We start from the raw sequence: 21,853 nt of genomic DNA, 5'->3' as shown, positions 1-21,853 counted from the left end.
AGGTGTTGAACCACATGTGATGGTGCGGTGCCGAATTTTCAATGTCCGGTATTTCACTTTGTCTTGAGTCCTGCAAGCGCCAAACCGAGCGCCTTTTCGCTCAAGGTGTAGAGCGAGGCGTTCTCGGTATAGACGAGCATGCAGTCGATGCGCTTGCCGGGATAGAGGGGTGCCAGGATCTCGCGGTAGATCGCGAGCTGCGCCTTGTGCGCGAAGGGGATCGCCTCTTCCGTCGCCGGCGGGACCCGATTGGTCTTGTAGTCGAGAATGACGACGCGATCGGAAAGCACGGCAAGCCGGTCGATGCGGCCGGAGACGGCATAGCGCTTCTCATCGAGCGTCAATGTTCCCATGATCGAGACCTCGGGCCGGGCCTCTGCGCCGAGAACGGGCTGCAGACCTTCGTCGTCCAATAGTTTCAGAACCGAATCGACGAGCCTCCGCCGCTCGGCTTCCGGCCAGAACCGCGCCGCCCGCTCGGCATAGCGGCCTGCGGCGTCAGCCCGTTCCGCCGGCAGAATTTCGGGAAGCGCCTGAAGCATGCGATGAATCAGTCTGCCTTTCTCCAGCGAGCGGTCGCTGCGCTCCTTCTCGCCGAACAGCGGCGAGACCACGAGCAGGCCGCCTTCGTCCTCGTCGACGATCGTCCCGGCGCCGGAAGGGCTGAGCGGTCGCGGCAGTTCGGCCTGCGGCGGCAGCGGCCCCAACAAGCCGTCCGGCAGGGCTTCTTCGCTGTCTCGCTCTTCGCTGCGGTCGATCCGCTCGAAGCTGCGCTCCACCTGCGGCACACGCCATCTGGTGCCCTGCCATTCGCCGTCGGGACCGGAAAATGTGGCCGCCTCCACATAGGGATGATCGTCACGCAGCGCCGTCGAGATCATCATATGCCAGGTGTCGCTATTTGCCCGCACACCGCGATAGCCGCAGACGACAAGTCGGTCGGCGGCGCGTGTCATGGCGACGTAGAGCAGCCGGCGATATTCTTCTTCGGCCAACGTCTGAATGCGCGCCGCATCGTTCTGTGTCAGCGAATTGGCGAGATCGGAGACGGGAACCCAGACCGGCATCGGCGGCTCGCCGGATCTGGATTCGAGCAGGCGAAGCTTCGGCAGATGGGTATGGGTGAAGGCCTTGGAACCGCCATCCACGAGGAAAACAATCGGCGCTTCGAGACCCTTGGAGGCATGGACCGTCATGATCCGCACTTCGTTGCGCCCCTTGTCCTGCTCGCGCTTCACCTCCGGTGCTTCGAGCTCCAAAGTCGAGATGAAGGATTGCAGGCCGGGAAGGCCGGAGCTCTCGTGGTCGAGGGTGAAGGTCAGGAATTCGTCGAGAATATCGCTGACCTCGGTGCCGAGACGCGCCAGGAATTGCCGCCGCCCGCCATGGCTGGCCAGCACGCGTGCATAGAAATCATGAACCGACAGGCTCTTGGACTGTCGGAGGAACAGTTCCAGCTTCTCGACGGCACCGTGGAAACGCTCGGTACCGTCGGCGGCAAATTTTTTGAGATGGCTCCAGACACTCTCATTGTCGCCCCGCAAGGCGGCGATCGAAAAGATATCCTCTTCGGAGAGATCGAAAAGCGGGCTCTTGAGCACGGCGGCAAGCGAAAGGTCGTCTTCCGGCAGAAGCAGGAAACGGCCGAGCGCCAGCAGATCCTGCACGGCAATATGGCTGGTGAGCACCAGCCTGTCGGCGCCCGCAACCGGAATATCGCCGCGACGTTTCAGTGCGCGCGTCAACGCATTGACGAAGGCGTCGCGCTTGCGCACCAAGACCAGGATGTCGCCAGCTTCGATCAGGCGTTCCCGACCCTTTTCGACGATGGTCTCGCGACCGACGAGCGTACCGATCGAATGCGCGATCCGCCGCGCCAGGATTGCGGCCGGCGCGCTTTCCGGCGTTGCGTCGAAGGGCGCCGTCCAGTCCTCTTCCTTCACCACCGCTTCCGGCGCGACCATCTCCCAGAAGTCGACGGCGCCGGGATGTCCGATTCGGCTCGAACGATGGACGACCGGTTCGCCGAGCGCGCTGAGGCCGCGGGCATTGTCGGGTTCCTTGAAAATATGGTCGACAGCCTCAAGCACATCGGCGGTCGAACGGAAAGACAGTGGCAGCCGGACGGAGGAAAAGCTCTGCCCGCTGTCGGAAACGCGCCGCCGTGTTCGGTCGCTCTCCTCGGAAAATCGCTCCGGCCGTGCGCCCTGGAAGGAATAGATCGACTGTTTCTCGTCGCCGACTGCAAAGAGCGTGCGCACGATCGGTCGGGCGCTTTCGCCGGAGAAGAAATCCTCGGCAAGCGACTGGATGACACTCCACTGGATCGGGCTGGTATCCTGTGCCTCGTCGACCAGAATATGGTCGATGCCGCGGTCGAGCTTGTAGTGGATCCAGGGACCGACTCCGTTTTTCGTCAAGAGGTCGGCGGTGCGGGTGATCAGGTCCTCGAAATCGAGCTGGCTTCGCTGTTTCTTCAGCTCCTCGTAGTCGTGGTTCAGCCGGTCGGCGAGCACGAGTGCTGCATGCGTGGCGCCGTACATCCGCATCAGTTTCAGCCGGTCGCGGCTTGCCGCGACATGCGCGCGGGCAGCAGCGATGGCGTCCGCCAGCGCGGGTGCTTCGGCAAGCATGGCTTTGACGTGGAATTGCGAATCCGCCTTCGGCTCACCCTTGGCCGCCGTCAAGAAGATCCTTTCGAGCATCTCGGCGCGTCTTGCGTCATCGCGCTCCCGAGCGGCGAGCCTGAGACCGTAGGCGACCTCCTGTGCCTTGACACCGCCCTTCTGGTCGGCAAGCGAGAGATAGAGCTCCAGCGTGGCTGCCGACAACTGCGGCAAGGGCCAATATTGCGCCGCAATCCGGCTCTCCGTATCGTCTGCGGCAAGGCCGAGCCTTCTGCGCAGAACCATCTCTACGCCGCCCTGCTGTTCGGCCGCTGCGGTGAAACGACGAATGGCGTTGCGGTTGGCGACGATGTCGCCGAGCAGGTTCTCAAGTCCGGATTCGTCGCCGAGATTGAGCACGTAGGTAAATGCCTCGGCAAGCGCGCTGCCTTCCTCCGGCGCGGTCGCCGTCAGCAGGGCTCGGCGCGCATCGGAAAGCAGCGCCGCTGCCGCGCGGTCGTCGAGAACGGAGAAGTGTCCCGCAACGTTGGCTTCGAGCGGGAACTGATGCAGCAGCGCCTCGCAAAAGGCGTGGATCGTCTGGATCTTCAGTCCGCCGGGTGTTTCCAGGGCCTTCGCAAACAACCGGCGGGCCTCGGCAAGCTTGATTCCATCGGGCGCCGTACCCTCGATCTGCATGATCCGCCGGCTAAGATCCTCGTCGTCGAGCACCACCCAATCCGACAGCCTTTCGAAGACGCGGTTCGACATTTCGGAAGCCGCAGCCTTGGTATAGGTGAGACAGAGAATGGCCGAAGGCCGCGCCCCGGCAAGCAGAAGGCGGATGACGCGCTGTGTGAGGACATGGGTCTTGCCGGAACCGGCATTGGCCGACACCCACGCTGAACGCATCGGATCGGACGCGATTGCCTGCTGGATCGTCGTCCAGCCAATCCAGTCACCCGGATTGTCATCGTCAGGAAGGTCGGTCACGTCACTCATCGCCGCCGCCTTCCTCTGTCTCGGCGGTCGACCATTCGGAAACGCGGGCGAGATGATCGTAATCGCCGCCGAAATCGAATTGCTGCGCCGGAATGAGCCGCGAGGTAAAGCCCTTTTCGCCGGATTGCAGCAATCCCACGAATTTGACCAGCTGGTCGATCGATTCCTCGGCCAGGTCCATCGCCGATTTCGCCTTGTCGCTGCGCGCCGAGCTTTCGTTATTGACGGTATCGACCTGGAAGCGTCGTCCGGGACGCAGGCGGACATAGAGCAGATCCTGCGGCACGAGACTGCCGGCATCGCGGAAGGCGCCGGCGCCGAGCGCTGCGGCTTCGAGCGCAAGCTGCGGGTCCAGAAGCGCCCGCGCCTGTGACGGTGAAGGATTGTAGCCGGTCTTGTAGTCGATGATATCGGCGGCGTTCGGTCCCGTGACGTCGATCCGGTCGGCGACACCGTTGAGCCGGATATTGATCGCCTCCAGTTCGACGCCGCCCCGCACCTCCGTCAACGTCTTCCGAATGCCGGGCCGTCGCCCCGCCTCCCATTCGAGGAAGGCTCGGGCCACCTCGCGAAAGCGAGGCCGCCACACGGCATCGATATGCGGTGGCAGCTTCTCCATATCGAAAAGCTCGGAAAGGATGCGCTCCATGGCCGCTGCCGCATCCGGCGTGCCGGCGATATGGGCCTCACGGATGAACCGGTCGATGATCTTGTGGTAGAGCGTGCCGCGTTCGGCCGCTCCCGGATCGCGATTGAATGGATCGACGGGGTCGAGCCGAAGGACCCGGCGGGCATAGATGGCGTAGGGATCGCGGCGCAACCGGCCGACTTCGCTGAAGGAATAGGATGTCGGCTGCAGCGCCAGCGGCGGTTTCGGTGAAGGCCGCTGTGCGGGCGCCTGAGCCTCTCCCCGATCGATGAGACCAGCCCATTGCAGGAACCGGTTGCCGCGTCCCTTCAACTGCGCTTCGAACGCCTCGCCGCCGAGCGCCATCAGTCGCTGCAGCCAGCGCGAGGAGACCGTCGGCGTCGAGCCTTGGCGCAAGGCGCGCGAATAGATCAGATGGCGCGTGCCGTTCGCCATCTCGAAGTCATGCGCCAGCTGGCCGATGCGACGTTCCGGCGGCTCCAGCCCGATCTCCGTCTTCATCATGCGCGGCATGAATGGATTGTTGGCCGTCTGCCCCGGCCAGGAACCTTCGTTCAGGCCGCCGAGGATCAGCGTATCGACGCTCTGCAGGCGCGCTTCCAGCGTGCCGAAGATGAAGAGCCTGGGGTGGCTGAGCGCCCGCGGCTTCACGGCATGACCGGCGGCAAGTGCCGCGACGATGTCGATCCATTGTGGTCCGTCGGCCTCCATCTGGCCGTCCGTGCCAATCACTTCGCTGAGCAGCGCGGCGAGCGCATCTCCCGCTTCATCGGACCAGAGATCGGCGAGATTGCCTTGCGGATCGGCCGCGACGGCTTCAAGCGAGCGACCGGTGCGCTCCGCCCATTCTGACAAAGTGAAACTTGCCGTCTTCCCACGATATTCCCTCTGCTGCCGCATCAGCGCCGCAGCTAGGGGCTCGGTCGCTCGCATCGCCCTGCGGGCAAGGTCGTGTGCGGCATCGGCTGCATGGGGCGGCATCGCCTTTCGCCATTGCGGCGCATGCCTGTCCAGGGCCTGTTCGGCAAGCTGATGGCTCAAGAGTGATTCGAGGGCGCTGATATCCACTTCGGCCACGCCGCCGCGCAGCGCTAGGAGTTCGAGCGCCTCTGTGGCGGAAGCCAATGCCTCGCGTTCGAGCCCGAAGCGGGCCAGCGGATGTTTGAGCAGCGACACGATCGCCACCGGATCGCCCGGACGCAGCGCCGCCTCCAGGAGCAATTGCAGCAAGGTGCCCTGCGGCGTGCCGGCAAGCGGCGTGCCGGCGGAATCGTCTGCCAGGATGCCGAAGCGGGAAAGCTCCGCCATCACCCGCCGGGCGAGATTGCGGTCGGGGGTGATGAGCGCTGCCCGGCTCTCGCCATCCTGTCCCGGCCTCTCCAGCGCCAGCCGAAGGGCGATGGCGATCGCTGTTGCCTCCTCGCGCTCGTTGGCGGCTTCGATCAGCGCGGTATCGGCAAAGGCCGAAGACAGGGCGCCCTCGGGGAGATCGTTCTTCCATGCTCCCCAATCGCTGGTCGCCTCCGCCGGGGCAAGCGCCCGGGACAGGATTTCGGCGCGTCGGTCGAGATCGGCCTCCGGCGTGTCGAGGAGCGCGACGTCGGCACGCGTCAGCTTCAGACGCTTGAGCAACGACGACAGGCCATATTGCGGATGGCTCCGGCTTGCGGGATTGGCATGTTGGCCGGGCGCCGGTTCCGGCGCGACCATCTGCCAGTGTCGTTCGGGCATGGAGAGATCGAGACCCGGCAGCACGATCACGCCTTCGGCGAGATTGGCGACGGCGGCGATGAGATCGGCGGTAGCGGGAACCGAACCCGTCGAGCCGGCGATGATGATCGGCCCGGTGGGCTTCGCCGTCGAAAGCCTGTTTGCTTCGGCTCGAAGGATGGCGTTTCTGTGCCGCGCCGGCGAGGATTTGCCGAGCTCGGAAAGCCGCGCCGGCCAGAAGGCGCTGGCGATCTGCAGGAATTCCGCCGTGAGCTGCCACCAGGCCGCATAATCGGCGGTGTCGAGTTTCGACAGCTCCGACCAGTCGAGGTCCTCTGTTTCGATGGAATCGATCAGTTCCGCGAGGTTGCGGGCGAGCCAGATAGCATCCGCCGGGCTTGCGGGCGCGACGAGCGGCGAGTCCGAATGGATATGACGGACGATCTCCGGCAGCTTGTTTCGCCAGGCAAGGATGAGGCGCGCAAGCTCCAGCAGACGGGCGGTATTCGACAGCGGCTGGGCGAGATCGATCGTCGCCGGCAGCGCCTCATCGAAATAGCCGCTGTCGTCATCGGTCTCGCCAAGGGGACGGATAACGGGCAGGATGGCCGAGCGGCCGCCGAGCAGGTCGACGAATTCCGAGCGCAGCACACGCACGGCGCGGCGAGTTGGCAGATAGATCGTAACCCCGGCGAGCGACAGCGGATCGTCGGGCTCGTGCCGGAAAAGGGGCGTCAGACGGCCGTCGCAAAGTGTCGTCGCCAGCGTTTTGAGGAAGGAAAGGCCCGCCGGGATCGTCAGGATGCGTGGCTGGTGCCGCTCCGCCATGAGCCTACGCGAACGCCCGCAGCCGACGGATCGTTTCCTCCGCTTCGCCGATCGCTTCCGGCGTTCCCACCGTCAGCCAGTGGCCTTCGAGCACCATGCCGAAAAGCCGTCCGCGCGCGATCGCCTTGTCGAAATAGATATTGAGGTTGAAGGCATCCTTCGGCGCATCGTCGAGCAGCGATGGGTTCATGACGATTGCTCCGGCATAGACGACGGGATTGGTGGGATCGTCGCGATAACGCGCCAGCCGGCCATCGGTTGCGAGGCTGAAATCGTTCTTGCCATTGTGACCTGTCGTATCCTCAATCCGAACGCAGAGCAGCGCCATATCCATTCGTTCGGGATCGAAGAATCCGGCTAAGCGATGCAGGTTGGTTGGCCGCCCCGGCTGTTCGCCGATCCAGAAGAGATCGGCATTCATCACGAAGACATTGTCGCGCGCAAGCAGCGTGAGGCCCTTCGCCAGCCCGCCGCCGGAATTCATCAGCGCGTCCTGCTCGTCTGATATGACGATGTCGAGGCCGCGATAATTCCTGAGATGATCGAGCATCTGATCGGCATGATGGTGGACGTTGACGACGGCCCGTTCGACGCCGGCTGCGACCAGCGAATCCAGCGCGTAGTCGATCATCGGCTTGCCGTCGATCTTCACCAGCGGCTTCGGGATCGTGTCGGTGATCGGGCGCATACGGGTCCCGAGACCCGCGGCCAGTACCATGGCTTGTCTGATCGTCATTCTGATCCGGAACTTATGATTCGCTCTGGCCTATTCCAGCCCTTGCGCACCAATCGCGCAAGGGGGCAAGCGCCTCATGTTCAAACGCGACGTTGAGATAGGAGAGCGTGCGCGGCATGTGTTTCAGATATCCGGGCTTGCCGTCGCGCTGCAGCAGTCGCACCCAGAGGCCGGCAAGTTTGCAGTTGCGCTGCGCAGACATAATCGCCCAGGCCTTCATGAATCCGGCTTCATCGAAGCCACCCTGCGCGCGGCGAAGCGTAAGATAGTCGTCCATCAACTGCCGGAAGAGATCCGGCTCGATGGTGACACGCGCATCCTGGACGATCGAGGCGAGATCATAAGCGGTCGGTCCGATCATCGAATCCTGGAAGTCGATGATGCCGACCTTGCGGATGCCGTTTTCATGTTCTCGCCAAATGATGTTGGGCGAATGGAAGTCGCGCAGCAGAAGGTTCGTTTCAGCCGATTGCAGCTCGTCGATCAGGTGGTCCCAGATCGCCAGATATTCTTCCCGTTCGGCATCTGATGGTGCCGTGCCGCGCTTCCAGGCGATATGCCAGTCGAGCACAAGCCGCACTTCCATCTTCATCGCCGTGCGGTCGAAATCCGGAACGTGATGCGTATGCATTGATGAAACCGGAATATCCTGCGGAATCTGCATGGAATGGAGATGTGCCAGGCAGGCGACACTTTGCCGATAACGCTCGGCGATCGGCCGTCCATCGTCATCGAGCACGCCTTCGCTGCCGAGATCCTCGATCAGCAGGATGCCGCTGTTATAGTCGACCTTGTAAATCTCCGGCGTCGCAAAACCCCGTTCACGCAAAGCGTTAGCGATCGCCACGAAGGGATAGGCGTTTTCTGCGAGATGCGCGACCTTGGGGTAAGGCTTGCCATCCAGAACAGGCGGCCCGTCCGGCAGCGGCGGCCAATCCATCAGGATCTTGCGTTCACCCTTCTTGGGATAGACGGATTCATAGGCGCGTAGCGACGCATCCCCGATAAGAAACCGCCGCTTGGCTTCTCCATAGCCGGCCCCGGCAAGGAAGCTGCGGATATCAAGCACGCGATGGATACGGGCCGCTGTTTTCTCAGGCGCCGTAATCGTCACGCGGCGGCCGGCACCTTCATGTTCAAGCCGCAAGGAGATGCGTGTTTCAGGCAGCTCGCTTACGGCCATCTCGGGCCATTCGACAAGGCAGATGCCGTTCTGCAGGGCCTCGTCGAAGCCGAGTTCCGTCAGTTCCGCCGGGTCGCCCAGCCGGTAGAGATCGAAGTGCGAAACGGGGATGCGCAGATCGTAGGATTGCACCAGCGTGAAGGTCGGGCTCGGGACCTCAAGCCCCTCGTCATCGGCCATGGCGCGCAGGATGGCGCGCGCGAGCGAGGATTTCCCGGCGCCAAGGTCGCCCGAAAGAGCAAGGCAGTCACCGGCTTTGAGGGCAAGCGCCAGGTCTTCGCCGAAGCGAATGGTGGCCGCCTCGTCCTTCAGGAAAAGCGAGATCGCGTCGCCGGTCGTCATTCGGCGGCGGCGGCAGAATGCGGAATATCGACAGAGGGGATGCGGCAGACGACGGTCGTACCCTTGCCCGGCTCGCTGTCGATGGTCACATCGCCATGGTGCAGGCTGACGAAGCTGTCGACGATCGAAAGGCCGAGGCCGGCGCCGCCGCGTTTGCCGCTTTTTGCCCCCGTCGCGAAGCGGTCGAAGACGGTCGTGATCATCTCAGGCGAGATGCCGGGACCGCGGTCGCTGACCGAGAAGACGAAATCCGTGCCTTCGCGATGGCATTCCAGCGCGATCGAAGTGCCCTCGGGCGAAAAATTCGCCGCATTGGAAAGAAGTTTGAGAAGAATCTGCTTGAGCCGCTGCGGATCGGCGACGATCGAGCCGAGATAGGCGGGTGCGGTGATCTCAAGCGCAACGCCGCTCTCGTGGAGGCGATCGGCGATCTGCATCGAAACGTCGTCGAGCAGGTCGTTGAGATCGATCTCCGCATAGTTGAGCCGCATGATGCCCGCATCGACGGTCGCCAGGTCGAGAATATCGTTGACGAGCGTGAGCAGAACCGAGGACGAGGTGGAAATATGGTCGATATATTCGGCCTGGCGGTCGTTCAGCGGCCCCACACCCTGCGTGCGCAGGAGATCGGTAAAGCCGATGATATTCGTCAGCGGCGAGCGCAGCTCGTAGGAAACATGCTGGACGAAATCGTTCTTCAGTTCGTCGGCCTTGCGCAGCGCTTCGTTCTTCTCGGTGAGGGCGCGCTCGGCACGCACGCTGTCCGTCATGTTGACGAAGGTCAGCATCGTCTGGGCGTTCGGCAGCGGGATGACGGCATAGTCGAGGACGAGGCCGGAGAAGAGTTCCAGCGTTCCCTGGCCCGAGCGGCGCTCGTCATCGAAGCTGGTGATCAGTTCGGCGAATGCCTTCCAGCCGTCCGGCCGGTCATAGGAGGGCGCGCAGGCTTCGCCGAGCGCACGGATATGGGTGCCGGGCTTGGCTTCGGTTTCCGTAATTCCCCAGAGCGCGCGGAAGGCCGGGTTCGACAGGCGGATGCGCCCGTCGGGACCGAACACCGCCACGCCTTCGGAAAGGTGGTCGATCGTTTCGCCCTGCACCTTGACCAGCGTGTTGTAGCGCGTTTCGAGATCGACCTGCTCGGTCAGGTTTTCGAACACCCAGGTAGCGCCGCCCTGCGGGTGAGCGGTCGCGAATACGCGCAACGTCTGCCCGTTCGGCAGATGCCAGAGATCCGATTGCGTGTCGAGCGCGCGATAGACCGAAAGGGCCGCTTCCTTCCAGCTTTTCCAGTTGAGCTGATCCGGCAGCTTCTTGGCTGCCCGCAGCCGTTCGAGCAATTCGCTGTTGTCGGGCCGGCCTTCGAGGAAGGCGATATCCAGCTCCCAGAGGGCGACAAAGGCCTGGTTGTAGAATTGCAGCCGGCGGTCGCCGTCGAAGATGGCGACCGGAGTGGCGAGATGGTCGAGCGTTTCGGCATGGCTCTTCAGCGTCCGTTCCAGTTCGGCGCGCACCGCCTCTATATCGGACACATCGATCGCGATACCTGCCGACCCCCCGGGCACCCTGACGTCGACGACGTCGAAGAATGTGCGGTTGCCGTGCACGACAGTCGAGATCGTATCGTGGAAGGGCGATTCTGGCGTCGTCACCGCACGAATGCGTTCGCGCGCAACCGTCGTCAGCATCTCGCGGCCTTCATTGATCGCCTGCTGCGGCGTTCGCGCTTCGACCGCCTCGCCGTAAGCCTGGTTGACCCAGGTGAGGCGCCCGCCCGGGTCGCGCTGCCAGGCCGGCATGTCGATCGCGTCGAGCATGGTCTGGAAGGCAGAAATCGAGGTCATCAGCCGATCGCGCTCGATCCTGAGTTCCGCGAGTTCGGCACGCAGATTGTTGAGCGCCACGAAACGGACGAAGGCACGCCCGCCGGAAACCCGGCCCTGCGCCTCGAGGATTTCGTCGCGGATGGTTTCGACCACCATGTCGAAGCTCTGCGCCTCGTCGCGCAGCCGGTCGATCGCCTTTTCCAGCTCGGAGGCCGAGCGTGACCTCAGCCAAAGGCCGAAGGCCAGGAATTCGCCGTCCTGCGGCGCGCCGGTCTCGGGCGGAAGCTGGCCGAGCAGTTCCGGCCGGGCATTGCCGTCCCAGATGACGATCCGCCGGTTCTTATCGGCGATCAGGGCTTGGTATTGCGAAATGCGCTGCTGTGCATCGGAGAGCGCCGAGCGGATTTCCCGGCTCTCGCTTTCCAGATTGCCGCGTTGGCGCACGAGCCACAGCGTCGAAAGCAGGGCTGCCGATATGACGCCGATGACGACGGAAACGCCGACGACCTGCGAGGAGGTGAAGAGGTGGGCCGAGGCTGCCGCCTGCTGCTCCGCCTGTGCCAGAACCGGCCGCGCCAGCGCAGAGAGCGCCGTGCCGGCCGCGCAGGTTTTCAGGAAGCGCGCCAATGATCCATGCTCCTGCTTTGCGGCCTCGTGTGCCGTTGCAGATTTATGTTCTTGGCCTGCCGTGAGCGAGCGGCGACCGGCGCGCGCGCCGTCATCCGCCTGACCGGGCAGGCTGTTTTTCATTTCCGACATCCGCGGTATGTCTCCGTCCTTCAATGTGCCGCATTACGACAAGACATCCCATTTTCGAGACGGTCGGACGGGTCCGGCGCCACGAATCAAGTCTTAAAACAATACTTCGGAAGGGAATCGGCGGGAAGGGAGCGTCCAAAAAATAAGCCACGGCATTTGTCAATGCCGTGGCTTCTACATCTTGTGGATATTGATGATCAGATCAATATCTGTAGTGATCGGACTTGAACGGGCCCTTTGGCGAGACGCCGATATAGGCAGCCTGTTCCGCCGAAAGCTCCGTCAGCTTTACGCCGAGCTTGTCGAGATGCAGGCGTGCGACCTTTTCATCGAGATGCTTCGGCAGGATATAGACCTGGTTGGAATACTGGCCGGGCTTGGTGAAGAGCTCGATCTGCGCCAGCGTCTGGTTGGTGAAGGAAGCCGACATGACGAAGGACGGGTGGCCCGTTGCGTTGCCGAGGTTGAGCAGGCGGCCTTCGGAGAGAAGGATGATGCGGTTACCCTTGGGGAACTCGATCAGATCGACCTGCGGCTTGACGTTGGTCCATTTGAGGTTACGCAGCGCAGCGACTTCGATTTCGTTGTCGAAGTGGCCGATATTGCCGACAATCGCCATGTCCTTCATCTCCCGCATGTGGTCGATGCGGATGACGTCCTTGTTGCCGGTCGTGGTGATGAAGATATCGGCCGAAGAAACGACGTCCTCGAGCAGCACGACTTCATAACCGTCCATCGCGGCCTGCAATGCGCAGATCGGATCGGCTTCGGTGACCTTGACGCGGGCGCCGGCGCCGGAAAGCGAAGCGGCAGAACCCTTGCCGACGTCGCCGTAGCCGCAGACGACGGCAACCTTGCCGGCCATCATCACGTCGGTGCCGCGGCGGATGCCGTCGACCAGCGATTCCTTGCAGCCGTATTTGTTGTCGAACTTCGACTTGGTGACGGAGTCGTTGACATTGATCGCCGGGAAGGGCAGCAGGCCCTTCTGGCTGAGCTGGTAGAGGCGGTTGACGCCTGTCGTCGTTTCTTCGGTAACGCCCTTGATGGCGTCGCGCTGCTTGGTGAACCAGCCCGGAGAAGCGGCAAGGCGCTTCTTGATCTGCGCGAAGAGGATTTCCTCTTCCTCGGAATGCGGATGGGACAGCACGTCCTCGCCGGCTTCGGCGCGGGCGCCGAGCAGGATGTACATGGTGGCGTCGCCGCCGTCATCGAGGATCATGTTGGAAAGGCCGCCATCGGCCCACTGGAAGATCTTGTCGGTATAGACCCAGTAATCTTCGAGCGACTCGCCCTTGATGGCGAAGACCGGAACGCCGGCAGCAGCGATTGCGGCAGCGGCGTGATCCTGCGTCGAGAAGATGTTGCACGAGGCCCAGCGGACTTCGGCGCCGAGCGCGACCAGCGTCTCGATGAGCACGGCTGTCTGGATGGTCATGTGCAGCGAGCCGGTGATGCGCGCGCCCTTCAGCGGCTTTGTATCGCCAAATTCGCTGCGGCAGGACATCAGCCCCGGCATTTCGGTTTCGGCAATCGTAATTTCCTTGCGGCCGAAATCCGCAAGCCCGATGTCGGCGACGACATAATCTTTTTCAGTGCTCATAGAGGCCTCCAGGCTGAAAAACGTTTCAAAATTGGCGCGCGCGAAGATGACCGCGCGACGGATGGACCGCGTGCTAACGCATGTCGTCCGGAAGTGTGCAGCGGTTCCGGGATTACGGCATGCATAACAGCAAGAGCTAAAGCGCATTGCATGAATTACGTGCAATGCGACGCGCTTTAGCGCACGGCATGCCGCCGTTTAGCAGGCTTCGCGTGGGATGGCAATAAGGATATAAAGAAGTCTTTATATGTTTATATGATTCGGACGGCGGTTATATTTCTTCGCCGAACCGGTTCTGAATCAGTTGATCCAAGGCCTCCAGCGCTTCCTGAGCCTGGCTGCCGCTCGCCGAGACGACAACGCTCGAGCCGGGGCTGGCCGCTAGCATCATCAGGCCCATGATCGAGGTGCCGCCGACCGTCATTCCGTCTTTGGAAACGGTAATGGCGGCATCGAAGGTCTCGACCATCTGCACGAATTTGGCGGAGGCGCGCGCGTGAAGACCGCGTTTGTTGATGATGAGGAGTTCCCGCGAGAGCGACGTCATGAAGGCCCGTTATTTTCCGCTGAGCACCCGGCTCGCGACATTGATGTATTTTCGCCCGGCTTCGGAAGCCTCCACCAGTGCCTTCTCCATGTTGTTCTCGCCGCGCACGCCAGCAAGCTTGATCAGCATTGGCAGGTTGACGCCGGCAATGACCTCGGTATGGCCGCTGCTCATGACCGATATGGCGAGATTGGACGGCGTACCACCGAACATGTCGGTGAGGATGACGACGCCATGGCCATCGTCGGCGCCGGAAACAGCTTCCAGAATGTCCTGCCGTCTCTGGTCCATATCGTCTTCGGGGCCAATACAGACCGTCTCGATGAATTTCTGAGGACCGACGACGTGCTCGACAGCATGACGAAACTCTTCAGCCAGCTTGCCATGAGTGACAAGCACAAGTCCGATCATGATATTACTGCTCCCATATACGCAAACGGTGGCCCAGATATCGCAATGCAGCAATTACGTCCACCGGTGGCGGCACATCTTGGCTATGAAAAGCTGAAGTGCAAGATAAAAATGCAAATATATAAGGCAGATTGGCCAATCTTGAAGGCCTCAATGGCCGATATCCGGCGCTTTCGCCATCAGAATGGCGAGGGGTGAGGGAACGTTTGTGAGCAACCGCAATGCGGGAAGCGAAAAACCGGCCGCAAGGCTGACGATTTCACCCTCGGGAGGAACGCGGTTTTCACCGGAAGCGCTGCCAGGAAGCACGGCATAGTGCATGGTCGCCCTGGGGATATGATCCTGCCGGACGATGCCGGTGCCGCGAAGCTCGATCAGCCCGGCGATCGACGGCGGGCATGCGGCGATCACCGAGCCTGCCTCTTTGGAAAGAAGAACCTGGTCGTCTGCAACAAGCGACGTGAAGAGGCCCAGCCGTCGCGCCTCGGTCATGCAGGAGAAGGCCAGCATCGATTTTCCCCAGCCCGAGGGTCCGCTGAACAGGAGCCCGGTTCTGCCGACGACGATCGCCGTCGCATGAATGTTCGGAGCTTCCGTCATGCCGCGGCGTCGAGGGGCAGGGCGAGGATGAAGCGCGCGCCGACCACATGCCCGTTTTCGCCATTGGTGATGTTCTCCGCCCTCAGCGAACCGCCATGGGCTTCGGCGATCTGGCGGCTGATCGAAAGGCCGAGACCGGAATTCTGGCCGAAGCCCTCCGATTCCGGCCGGTCCGTATAAAAACGCTCGAAGATGCGGTCGATATTTTCCGCCTGGATTCCGGGGCCATTGTCCTCGATGTAGGTGACGCAGCGCGACCGTGTCCGCACCAGCCGTACGGTGATCTTGCCGCCCTTCTCAGGCACGAAGGAACGGGCGTTCTCGATCAGGTTCGTCACGATCTGGCCGATGCGCAGATCGTGACCGTTGACGATGAAGCGCGCCTTGACGTTCGGCTTGCGATCGATGGCATATTCGATCTCCACCTGCTTCTTGCTGCCTCTTATCTGGCGTGACACATCGATCAGGTCGCGCAGCAGCACCTCCATGTCGATGGAGGAGGCATCGACGCGCGCGAGTTCGGCGTCGAGGCGCGAGGCGTCGGAAATATCGCTGATCAGGCGGTCGAGGCGGCGGACATCGTGCTGGATGACATCGAGCAGCCGCTTCTTGGAATCCTCGGATCTGGCGAGCGGCAGTGTTTCGACGGCGCTGCGCAGCGAGGTCAGCGGGTTCTTGAGCTCATGGCTGACATCGGCCGCAAAGCTCTCGATCGCGTCGATGCGGTCATAGAGCGCCGTTGTCATCTCGCGCAATGCAATGGAAAGGTTGCCGATTTCATCCTGGCGGGCGGAAAAGTCCGGGATTTCCTCACGCGCCTTGGCGCCGCGGCGCACGCGGATCGCCGCTGCCGAAAGCCGGCGTAGCGGATTGGCGATCGTCGATGACAGCACCAGTGAAAGCAGCACGTTGACCAGCGTCGCCACGCCGAAGACCCGCATGATGGCAAGCCGTTCGGCATGCACGATATTGTCGATGTCACCCGCCTGCGTCGAGAGCAGCAGCACGCCGAGCACGGCGCGGAACCGCTGGATCGGCACCGCAACGGAAACGATGAGCTCACCTTTTTCGGTGGTGCGCACCACGGCGCCGCGCACGCCGGTCAGCGCGTTCATGACTTCGGGATAGATGGAGCCGTCGCCGCCCGGGGCTTCCTTGTAGAGCGGCAGGTTGCCGGGCTGCAGCGCCTTGTTGAACAGCGTCGCGAACCAATCGCTCCAGGTCTGCTTCTCCTCTTCGACTGGCGGCAGGTCGAAGCGCAACACTTGGCCGCGCGAATAGAGATGGCGCGAATCGAGCAGCAGATTGGCGTCGGCATCGAAGATGCGGGCGCGCGTGCGCGTCGGAGAGATCAGCCGGCGCAGAACCGGGGCGACCTTTTCGGGATCGATCGGGAATTCGAGATCCTCGTCGTTTGGCACCGGGGTGATGCTCTGGCCGGCTTGCAGCTCGAGCAGTTTCTGCGGATCGATGGTGATCGAGTTCGTATCGACCGACGCAGAGGCTGAAACGGCGCCGGCGATGATCTCACCTTGCGTCAAAAGGCTTTCGGCGCGAGCATCGATCAGTCCCTCACGAAACTGGTTGAGGTAGAGAATGCCGCCGACGAGCACCACCAGCGCGGCGAGATTGAAGAAGACGATGCGGCGCGTCAGGCTCGAAAAGACGGCATTGCCGAAGATGCGACGGATCAGCGTGAAGGGATGCGACCAACGGCGCCCTCGGGCGAGAGGGCTGCTTACGCCCTCCGCATCATCCAGATCCCTTTCCCGCACCAACTGTGCCAATGACAGGCCCTTTCAAAGGGCGGGGCCGGTTGGACCGGCCCGCAACCCTTAATCGTCTCTTGCCGCGCTGTAAGGCGTCAGGCTGCTTCGCGGAAGCGGTATCCCACTCCGTAAAGCGTTTCAATCATATCAAAATCGGTATCGACCATCTTGAATTTCTTGCGAAGCCGCTTGATGTGGCTGTCGATGGTCCGGTCGTCGACATAGACCTGTTCGTCATAGGCGGCGTCCATTAATGCATCCCGGCTCTTGACGACGCCGGGGCGCTGCGCCAGCGAATGCAGGATCAGGAATTCCGTCACCGTCAGCGTCACCGCCTCGCCCTTCCAGGTGCAGGTATGGCGTTCCTGGTCCATAACCAGTTGTCCGCGCTCCAGCGAGCGGGCCTGCTGTACCGCGCCGGCTTTCGGCGTGCCGGCGGGGTTCGTGCCGGCGGCGGCCGCGGCTTCGCGGCTCGAGGCGCGGCGCAGGACGGCGCGCACGCGCTCCACCAGCAGGCGCTGCGAAAACGGCTTGGTGATGAAATCGTCAGCGCCCATCTTCAGGCCGAAGAGTTCGTCGATCTCCTCATCCTTGGAGGTGAGGAAGATCACCGGAATATCGGACTTCTGCCGCAGGCGGCGCAACAGCTCCATGCCGTCCATGCGCGGCATCTTGATATCGAAGATCGCAAGCTGCGGCGGTCGCGCCAGAAGGCCGTCGAGCGCCGAGGCACCGTCCGTATAGGTCTCGACCTTGTATCCTTCAGCCTCCAGCGCGATCGACACCGAGGTGAGGATGTTGCGGTCGTCATCAACGAGCGCGATTGTCGGCATGGTGTTGGTCTCCATCATCAGTGCGCAATCTCCCGGATTTTGGTGGTCCCCAGGCGGTCTCAGTGACCGGATGCGCTTATGGAGGATAAAGGTGGAACAAATTGTGGCAAAGATAAAGGGGAGGATTGTCGTAAAATTCTAGGACAATCTGAACGCGTACGACAAAATGTTTCAACGCGATCTTTTCAAACGATTTAAAAAGAACGCCACAAATTTAAATCGATTAATTATTTGATATTACTGCATTTTCTCAATTTTTGTCTCTTGTTTTTTAAAATTTCTCCCCGTATTTCTAGCTTAGTTTTAACGGCAACGAGCCTGAGCAAAGGGAACTAGCCATGGAAAAGTTCGGAGTTCATAACCCGGCAACGGAGCTGAAAACGGTTGGATTGGGCGGCGCAGCAAGCGTTCGCTATAACTTTTCCGCCGCAGCGCTCTATGAGGAATCGATCCGCCGGGGTGAAGCCGAACTGACCGCTCAGGGCGCACTCCGGGCCATCACCGGCCAGCACACGGGCCGTTCGCCGCGTGACAAGTTCGTGGTTCGCGACGCCAATACCGATGGCGAAATCTGGTGGGACAACAACAAGCCGATCTCGCCGGAGCACTTCGCCCTGCTGCGCGACGACATGCTGGTGCATGCCGCCGGCAAGGACCTGTTCGTCCAGGATCTCGTCGGCGGCGCCGAGGAAAGTCACGCCCTGCCGACCCGCGTCGTGACCGAGTTCGCCTGGCATTCGCTGTTCATCCGTAATCTGCTGATCCGCCCCGACACTACGGCGCTGCCGACTTTCGTGCCGAAGCTGACGATCATCGACCTGCCGAGCTTCAAGGCCGATCCGGCCCGCCACGGCTGCCGGTCGGAAACGGTGATCGCCTGCGACCTCACCAACGGCCTCGTCCTCATCGGAGGCACCTCCTATGCCGGCGAGATGAAGAAGTCGGTTTTCACCGTGCTCAATTACCTGCTGCCGGCCAAGGGCGTGATGCCGATGCACTGCTCGGCCAATGTCGGCCCGGATGGTGATTCGGCTGTTTTCTTCGGCCTCTCTGGCACCGGCAAGACGACGCTTTCGGCTGATCCGGCGCGCACCCTGATCGGCGATGACGAACACGGCTGGAGCGAAAACGGCATCTTCAACTTCGAAGGTGGCTGCTACGCCAAGACCATCCGTCTTTCGGCCGAAGCCGAGCCGGAAATCTACGCCACGACGCAGCGCTTCGGCACCGTGCTCGAAAACGTCGTGCTGAACGAACGCCGCGAGCCGAATTTCGACGACGGATCGCTGACCGAGAACACCCGCTGCGCCTATCCGATGGATTTCATTCCGAACGCCTCGGAAACCGGCCGGGCAGGCCATCCGAAGACGATCATCATGCTGACCGCCGACGCTTTCGGCGTCATGCCGCCGATCGCTCGGCTGACGCCTGATCAGGCGATGTATCACTTCCTCTCCGGTTACACCGCCAAGGTGGCCGGTACCGAGAAGGGTGTCGTCGAGCCTGAGGCGACCTTCTCCACCTGCTTCGGCGCGCCTTTCATGCCGCGGCATCCGGCTGAATACGGCAATCTGCTCAAGGAGCTGATCGGCCGCCACGGCGTCCAATGCTGGCTGGTCAATACCGGCTGGACCGGCGGCGCTTACGGCACCGGCAAGCGCATGCCGATCAAGGCGACGCGCGCGCTTCTTGCCGCTGCCCTTGCTGGCGAACTCGGCAATGTCGAATTCCGTGCGGATCCGAATTTCGGCTTCGCCGTGCCGGTCTCCGTCAATGGCGTCGACGGTGGCATTCTCGATCCGCGCTCGACCTGGGCCGACAAGGCGGCCTATGACGCGCAGGCCGAAAAGCTGGTCTCGATGTTCATCGCCAACTTCGCCAAGTTCGAGGGTCACGTCGATGGCGGCGTCCGCGACGCCGCTCCCGGCGTGAAAGTCGCAGCCGAATAAGCAGATCAAACTCTGACTCACGTGAAACCCGGCATCGCAGGATTGCCGGGTTTTCTCGTTGATGGCCGATATTTTCAATTCATTGCCGATATGAGATAGAACGCCGCATGGCCAGCGACGCGCTCTACATCGATGACAGGATTACCATCGCCGGATGGGAGCTGACGGAACAGTTCGTTCTGGCGGGCGGTCCCGGCGGGCAGAACGTCAACAAGGTCTCGACGGCAGTCCAGCTATTCTTCAACATCCCGAATTCGCCGTCTCTCAATGAGCGCGTCAAGGCCAATGCGATCAAGCTCGCCGGTCGGCGCCTGTCGAAGGAGGGTGTGCTGATGATCGAGGCGAGCCGGTTTCGCAGCCAGGACCGGAACCGCGAGGATGCGCGCGAGCGGCTGAAGGAGCTGATTCTGGAAGCCGCCAAGCCGCCGCCGCCGCCGCGGAAGAAGACCAAACCGACCAAGGGCTCGGTCGAGCGTCGCCTGAAGGAAAAATCCGGCCGCTCGGAAGTCAAGAAAATGCGCGGCCGCCCCGGCGGCGGCAGTGAATAACATGCCGGAACTCTTGAAAGGCATCCGCCATCTCCCCGGCTATCTTGACCGGGCTCAGCAGGAAGCGTTGGTCGAGGTGATCCGCACTATCGTGGCCGAAGCGCCGCTTTACGTGCCCGTGATGCCCGGCACCGGCAAACCGATGTCCGTGCGCATGACCAATTGCGGGCCGCTCGGCTGGGTGACGGACAAGGAGCGTGGCTATCGCTACCAGCCGACGCACCCGGCGACCGGCCGGCCCTGGCCTGATATGCCGCAGAAATTGCTCGATATCTGGAATGAAGTGTCGGGTTATGACAGGCCGCCCGAAGCCTGCCTCGTCAATTTCTACTCCGACGAAGCGCGCATGGGCCTGCATCAGGACAAGGACGAACAGGATCTGCAGGCGCCTGTCGTCTCGATCTCGCTCGGCAACAGCTGTCTCTTCCGCGTCGGCGGTCTCAGCCGCAACGATCGTACGCTATCTTTCAAACTTTCGAGCGGCGATCTGGTTGTGCTCGGCGGCGAGGGGAGGCTTTGTTTCCATGGCGTCGACCGCATCCATCCGGCGACCTCGACGCTGCTGAAGAACGGCGGCCGGATCAACCTGACGCTGCGCCGTGTGCAGCCCTGAAATATAATCGCCTGCTATAGTTTTCTGAGTGCGACCTGCTCGATCAGATGATCCTTGCCCTTTTTCAGGATCAGATCGGCGCGCGGTCGCGTCGGCAGGATGTTCTGGCGCAGGTTCTTCAGGTTGATGTTCGTCCAGAGATCCTCGGCGATTTCAAGCGCCTCCGCATCGGTAATCGAGGCGTAGCGATGGAAATAGGAGTTCGGATCGCGGAAGGCGGTCTCCCGCAGCCGCATGAAGCGCGTGACGTACCAATTGTGGATCTGGTTCTCCGCGGCATCGATATAGATCGAAAAGTCGAAGAAATCGGACACCATCGGCACGATCTTGCCGTCGGCCGGCAGGTCGCGCGATTGCAGCACGTTGATGCCCTCGAAGATCAGGATGTCCGGCCGGTCTACGAACTTGTACTCGTCCGGCAGCACGTCATAGACGAGATGCGAATAACAGGGCGCCTTCACATCCGGCCGCCCCGCCTTGATCGCCGAAAGAAAGCGCAGGATCGCGGCCGTGTCGTAACTCTCAGGAAAACCCTTGCGCTGCATCAGCTTTTCCCGCTGCAGCACGGCGTTCGGGTGAAGAAAGCCGTCGGTGGTGATCAGATCGACCTTCGGGCTGGAAGGCCAGCGTCCCAGCAGCTCCTTGAGAACACGCGCCGTAGTCGATTTTCCCACAGCGACCGAGCCGGCGATGCCGATGACGAAGGGAGTCTTCGTCACATCGGACAGGCTGAGGAAGCGGTTGCGCTGCTCAAACAGCATCTGCGAGGATTCGACATGCGCCGAAAGCAGGCGCGACAGCGAGAGATAAATGCGCCGGACCTCGTTGAGATCGATCGGGTCGCCCATCGAGCGCAGTCGGTTGACCTCGTCGCTGGTCAGTGTCAGCGGCGTGTCGGCTCGGAATTTCGCCCATTGCGCGGAGGAGAAGAAATGGTAGGGCGAATAGGATTCCGACTGGAAGTGATCCAACGTTTCCGGCACCCCGATAATCTCAGTCGCGATACTCATGAACTCTGCCGGCTGGCCTTTTCCTTGAGGCCGGACTGCGCGGTTCTGCGCTCGAGTTCGGCCATGACATTCTCTAACGGTATTTCAGCAATCTTCAATACGACCAAAAGGTGATAGAGCACATCGGCGGCTTCATAGGTCAGATTGTCGCGGTCGTCGGTCACCGCCGCCATCACGGCTTCGATCGCCTCTTCACCGAGCTTCTTTGCCGCCTTCGGCTGGCCGGCGGCCACGAGCTTGGCCGTCCAGGATTGATCCGGCGAGGCTGTCGACCGCTCTGCGACGATCCTTTCGAGATCGGAAAGGGAAAATCCGCTCATATGTCCGCT

16 protein-coding genes are annotated in these 21,853 nt (G+C 61.9%); 3 read left to right on the top strand and 13 right to left on the bottom strand.

Annotation, left to right across the window (positions count from 1 at the left end; all coding sequences use genetic code 11):
• Positions 1 to 53: 53 nt before the first annotated feature.
• The 11 genes from addA to EFQ99_RS13285 form a co-directional block, all read right to left on the bottom strand.
• Positions 54 to 3,608, bottom strand: a complete 3,555-nt coding sequence (gene addA / locus EFQ99_RS13335; RefSeq protein WP_126921507.1) for a double-strand break repair helicase AddA — start codon at positions 3,606 to 3,608, stop codon at positions 54 to 56.
• Complete coding sequence (addB, locus tag EFQ99_RS13330) at positions 3,601 to 6,795, bottom strand: double-strand break repair protein AddB (RefSeq protein WP_126921506.1); 3,195 nt, start codon at positions 6,793 to 6,795, stop codon at positions 3,601 to 3,603. Before addB ends, addA begins: the two co-directional genes overlap by 8 nt.
• Positions 6,796 to 6,799: 4 nt before the next feature.
• On the bottom strand, positions 6,800 to 7,531 hold the full coding sequence (locus EFQ99_RS13325) for a nucleotidyltransferase family protein (RefSeq protein ID WP_126921505.1): 732 nt from the start codon (positions 7,529 to 7,531) through the stop codon (positions 6,800 to 6,802).
• Between the two features lie 13 nt (positions 7,532 to 7,544).
• Positions 7,545 to 9,056, bottom strand: a complete 1,512-nt coding sequence (gene tsaE / locus EFQ99_RS13320) for a tRNA (adenosine(37)-N6)-threonylcarbamoyltransferase complex ATPase subunit type 1 TsaE (RefSeq protein WP_126921504.1) — start codon at positions 9,054 to 9,056, stop codon at positions 7,545 to 7,547.
• On the bottom strand, positions 9,053 to 11,641 hold the full coding sequence (locus tag EFQ99_RS13315; RefSeq protein ID WP_126921503.1) for a sensor histidine kinase: 2,589 nt from the start codon (positions 11,639 to 11,641) through the stop codon (positions 9,053 to 9,055). The genes tsaE and EFQ99_RS13315 overlap by 4 nt, the downstream gene beginning before the upstream one ends.
• Before the next feature lie 202 nt (positions 11,642 to 11,843).
• Positions 11,844 to 13,244, bottom strand: a complete 1,401-nt coding sequence (gene ahcY / locus EFQ99_RS13310) for an adenosylhomocysteinase (RefSeq protein ID WP_126921502.1) — start codon at positions 13,242 to 13,244, stop codon at positions 11,844 to 11,846.
• A 271-nt stretch (positions 13,245 to 13,515) separates the two neighbouring features.
• Positions 13,516 to 13,791 (bottom strand): HPr family phosphocarrier protein, encoded by a 276-nt coding sequence (locus EFQ99_RS13305; protein WP_126921501.1) that lies wholly within the window; start codon positions 13,789 to 13,791, stop codon positions 13,516 to 13,518.
• Positions 13,792 to 13,800: 9 nt separating this feature from the next.
• On the bottom strand, positions 13,801 to 14,202 hold the full coding sequence (locus EFQ99_RS13300) for a PTS sugar transporter subunit IIA (protein WP_003544139.1): 402 nt from the start codon (positions 14,200 to 14,202) through the stop codon (positions 13,801 to 13,803).
• 150 nt (positions 14,203 to 14,352) lie between these two features.
• Entirely contained in the window at positions 14,353 to 14,802 is a 450-nt protein-coding gene (locus EFQ99_RS13295; protein WP_126921500.1) for an HPr kinase/phosphorylase, read from the bottom strand.
• The gene (locus EFQ99_RS13290; protein WP_126921499.1) at positions 14,799 to 16,589 is read right to left on the bottom strand and encodes a sensor histidine kinase; all 1,791 of its coding nucleotides are present in this window, start codon (positions 16,587 to 16,589) and stop codon (positions 14,799 to 14,801) included. Before EFQ99_RS13290 ends, EFQ99_RS13295 begins: the two co-directional genes overlap by 4 nt.
• Positions 16,590 to 16,666: 77 nt before the next feature.
• The gene (locus EFQ99_RS13285; RefSeq protein WP_208722765.1) at positions 16,667 to 17,404 is read right to left on the bottom strand and encodes a response regulator transcription factor; all 738 of its coding nucleotides are present in this window, start codon (positions 17,402 to 17,404) and stop codon (positions 16,667 to 16,669) included.
• A gap of 338 nt (positions 17,405 to 17,742) precedes the next feature.
• On the opposite strand from EFQ99_RS13285, the gene EFQ99_RS13280 reads away from it, so the two are divergent.
• The 3 genes from EFQ99_RS13280 (at position 17,743) to EFQ99_RS13270 (ending at position 20,514) form a co-directional block, all read left to right on the top strand.
• A complete protein-coding gene (locus tag EFQ99_RS13280; RefSeq protein ID WP_126921497.1) occupies positions 17,743 to 19,353 on the top strand; it encodes a phosphoenolpyruvate carboxykinase in 1,611 nt (536 codons plus the stop codon).
• 107 nt (positions 19,354 to 19,460) lie between these two features.
• Positions 19,461 to 19,901 (top strand): alternative ribosome rescue aminoacyl-tRNA hydrolase ArfB, encoded by a 441-nt coding sequence (arfB, locus tag EFQ99_RS13275; protein WP_126921496.1) that lies wholly within the window; start codon positions 19,461 to 19,463, stop codon positions 19,899 to 19,901.
• 1 nt (position 19,902) lies between these two features.
• Positions 19,903 to 20,514, top strand: coding sequence for an alpha-ketoglutarate-dependent dioxygenase AlkB family protein (locus tag EFQ99_RS13270; RefSeq protein WP_126921885.1), 612 nt, complete (start codon positions 19,903 to 19,905; stop codon positions 20,512 to 20,514).
• Between the two features lie 14 nt (positions 20,515 to 20,528).
• Here EFQ99_RS13270 and coaA read toward each other — a convergent pair whose 3' ends face one another.
• Together coaA and EFQ99_RS13260 are read right to left on the bottom strand one after the other, a co-directional pair.
• The gene (gene coaA, locus EFQ99_RS13265) at positions 20,529 to 21,524 is read right to left on the bottom strand and encodes a type I pantothenate kinase (RefSeq protein WP_126921495.1); all 996 of its coding nucleotides are present in this window, start codon (positions 21,522 to 21,524) and stop codon (positions 20,529 to 20,531) included.
• Positions 21,521 to 21,844 (bottom strand): phosphoribosyl-ATP diphosphatase, encoded by a 324-nt coding sequence (locus tag EFQ99_RS13260; RefSeq protein ID WP_126921494.1) that lies wholly within the window; start codon positions 21,842 to 21,844, stop codon positions 21,521 to 21,523. Before EFQ99_RS13260 ends, coaA begins: the two co-directional genes overlap by 4 nt.
• Positions 21,845 to 21,853: the final 9 nt, after the last annotated feature.

Origin of the sequence: Rhizobium vallis, from assembly GCF_003985155.1 — a bacterium.
Classification (GTDB): Bacteria; Pseudomonadota; Alphaproteobacteria; order Rhizobiales; family Rhizobiaceae; genus Rhizobium; species Rhizobium vallis.
This window is presented reverse-complemented; position numbering and strand designations above follow the sequence as displayed.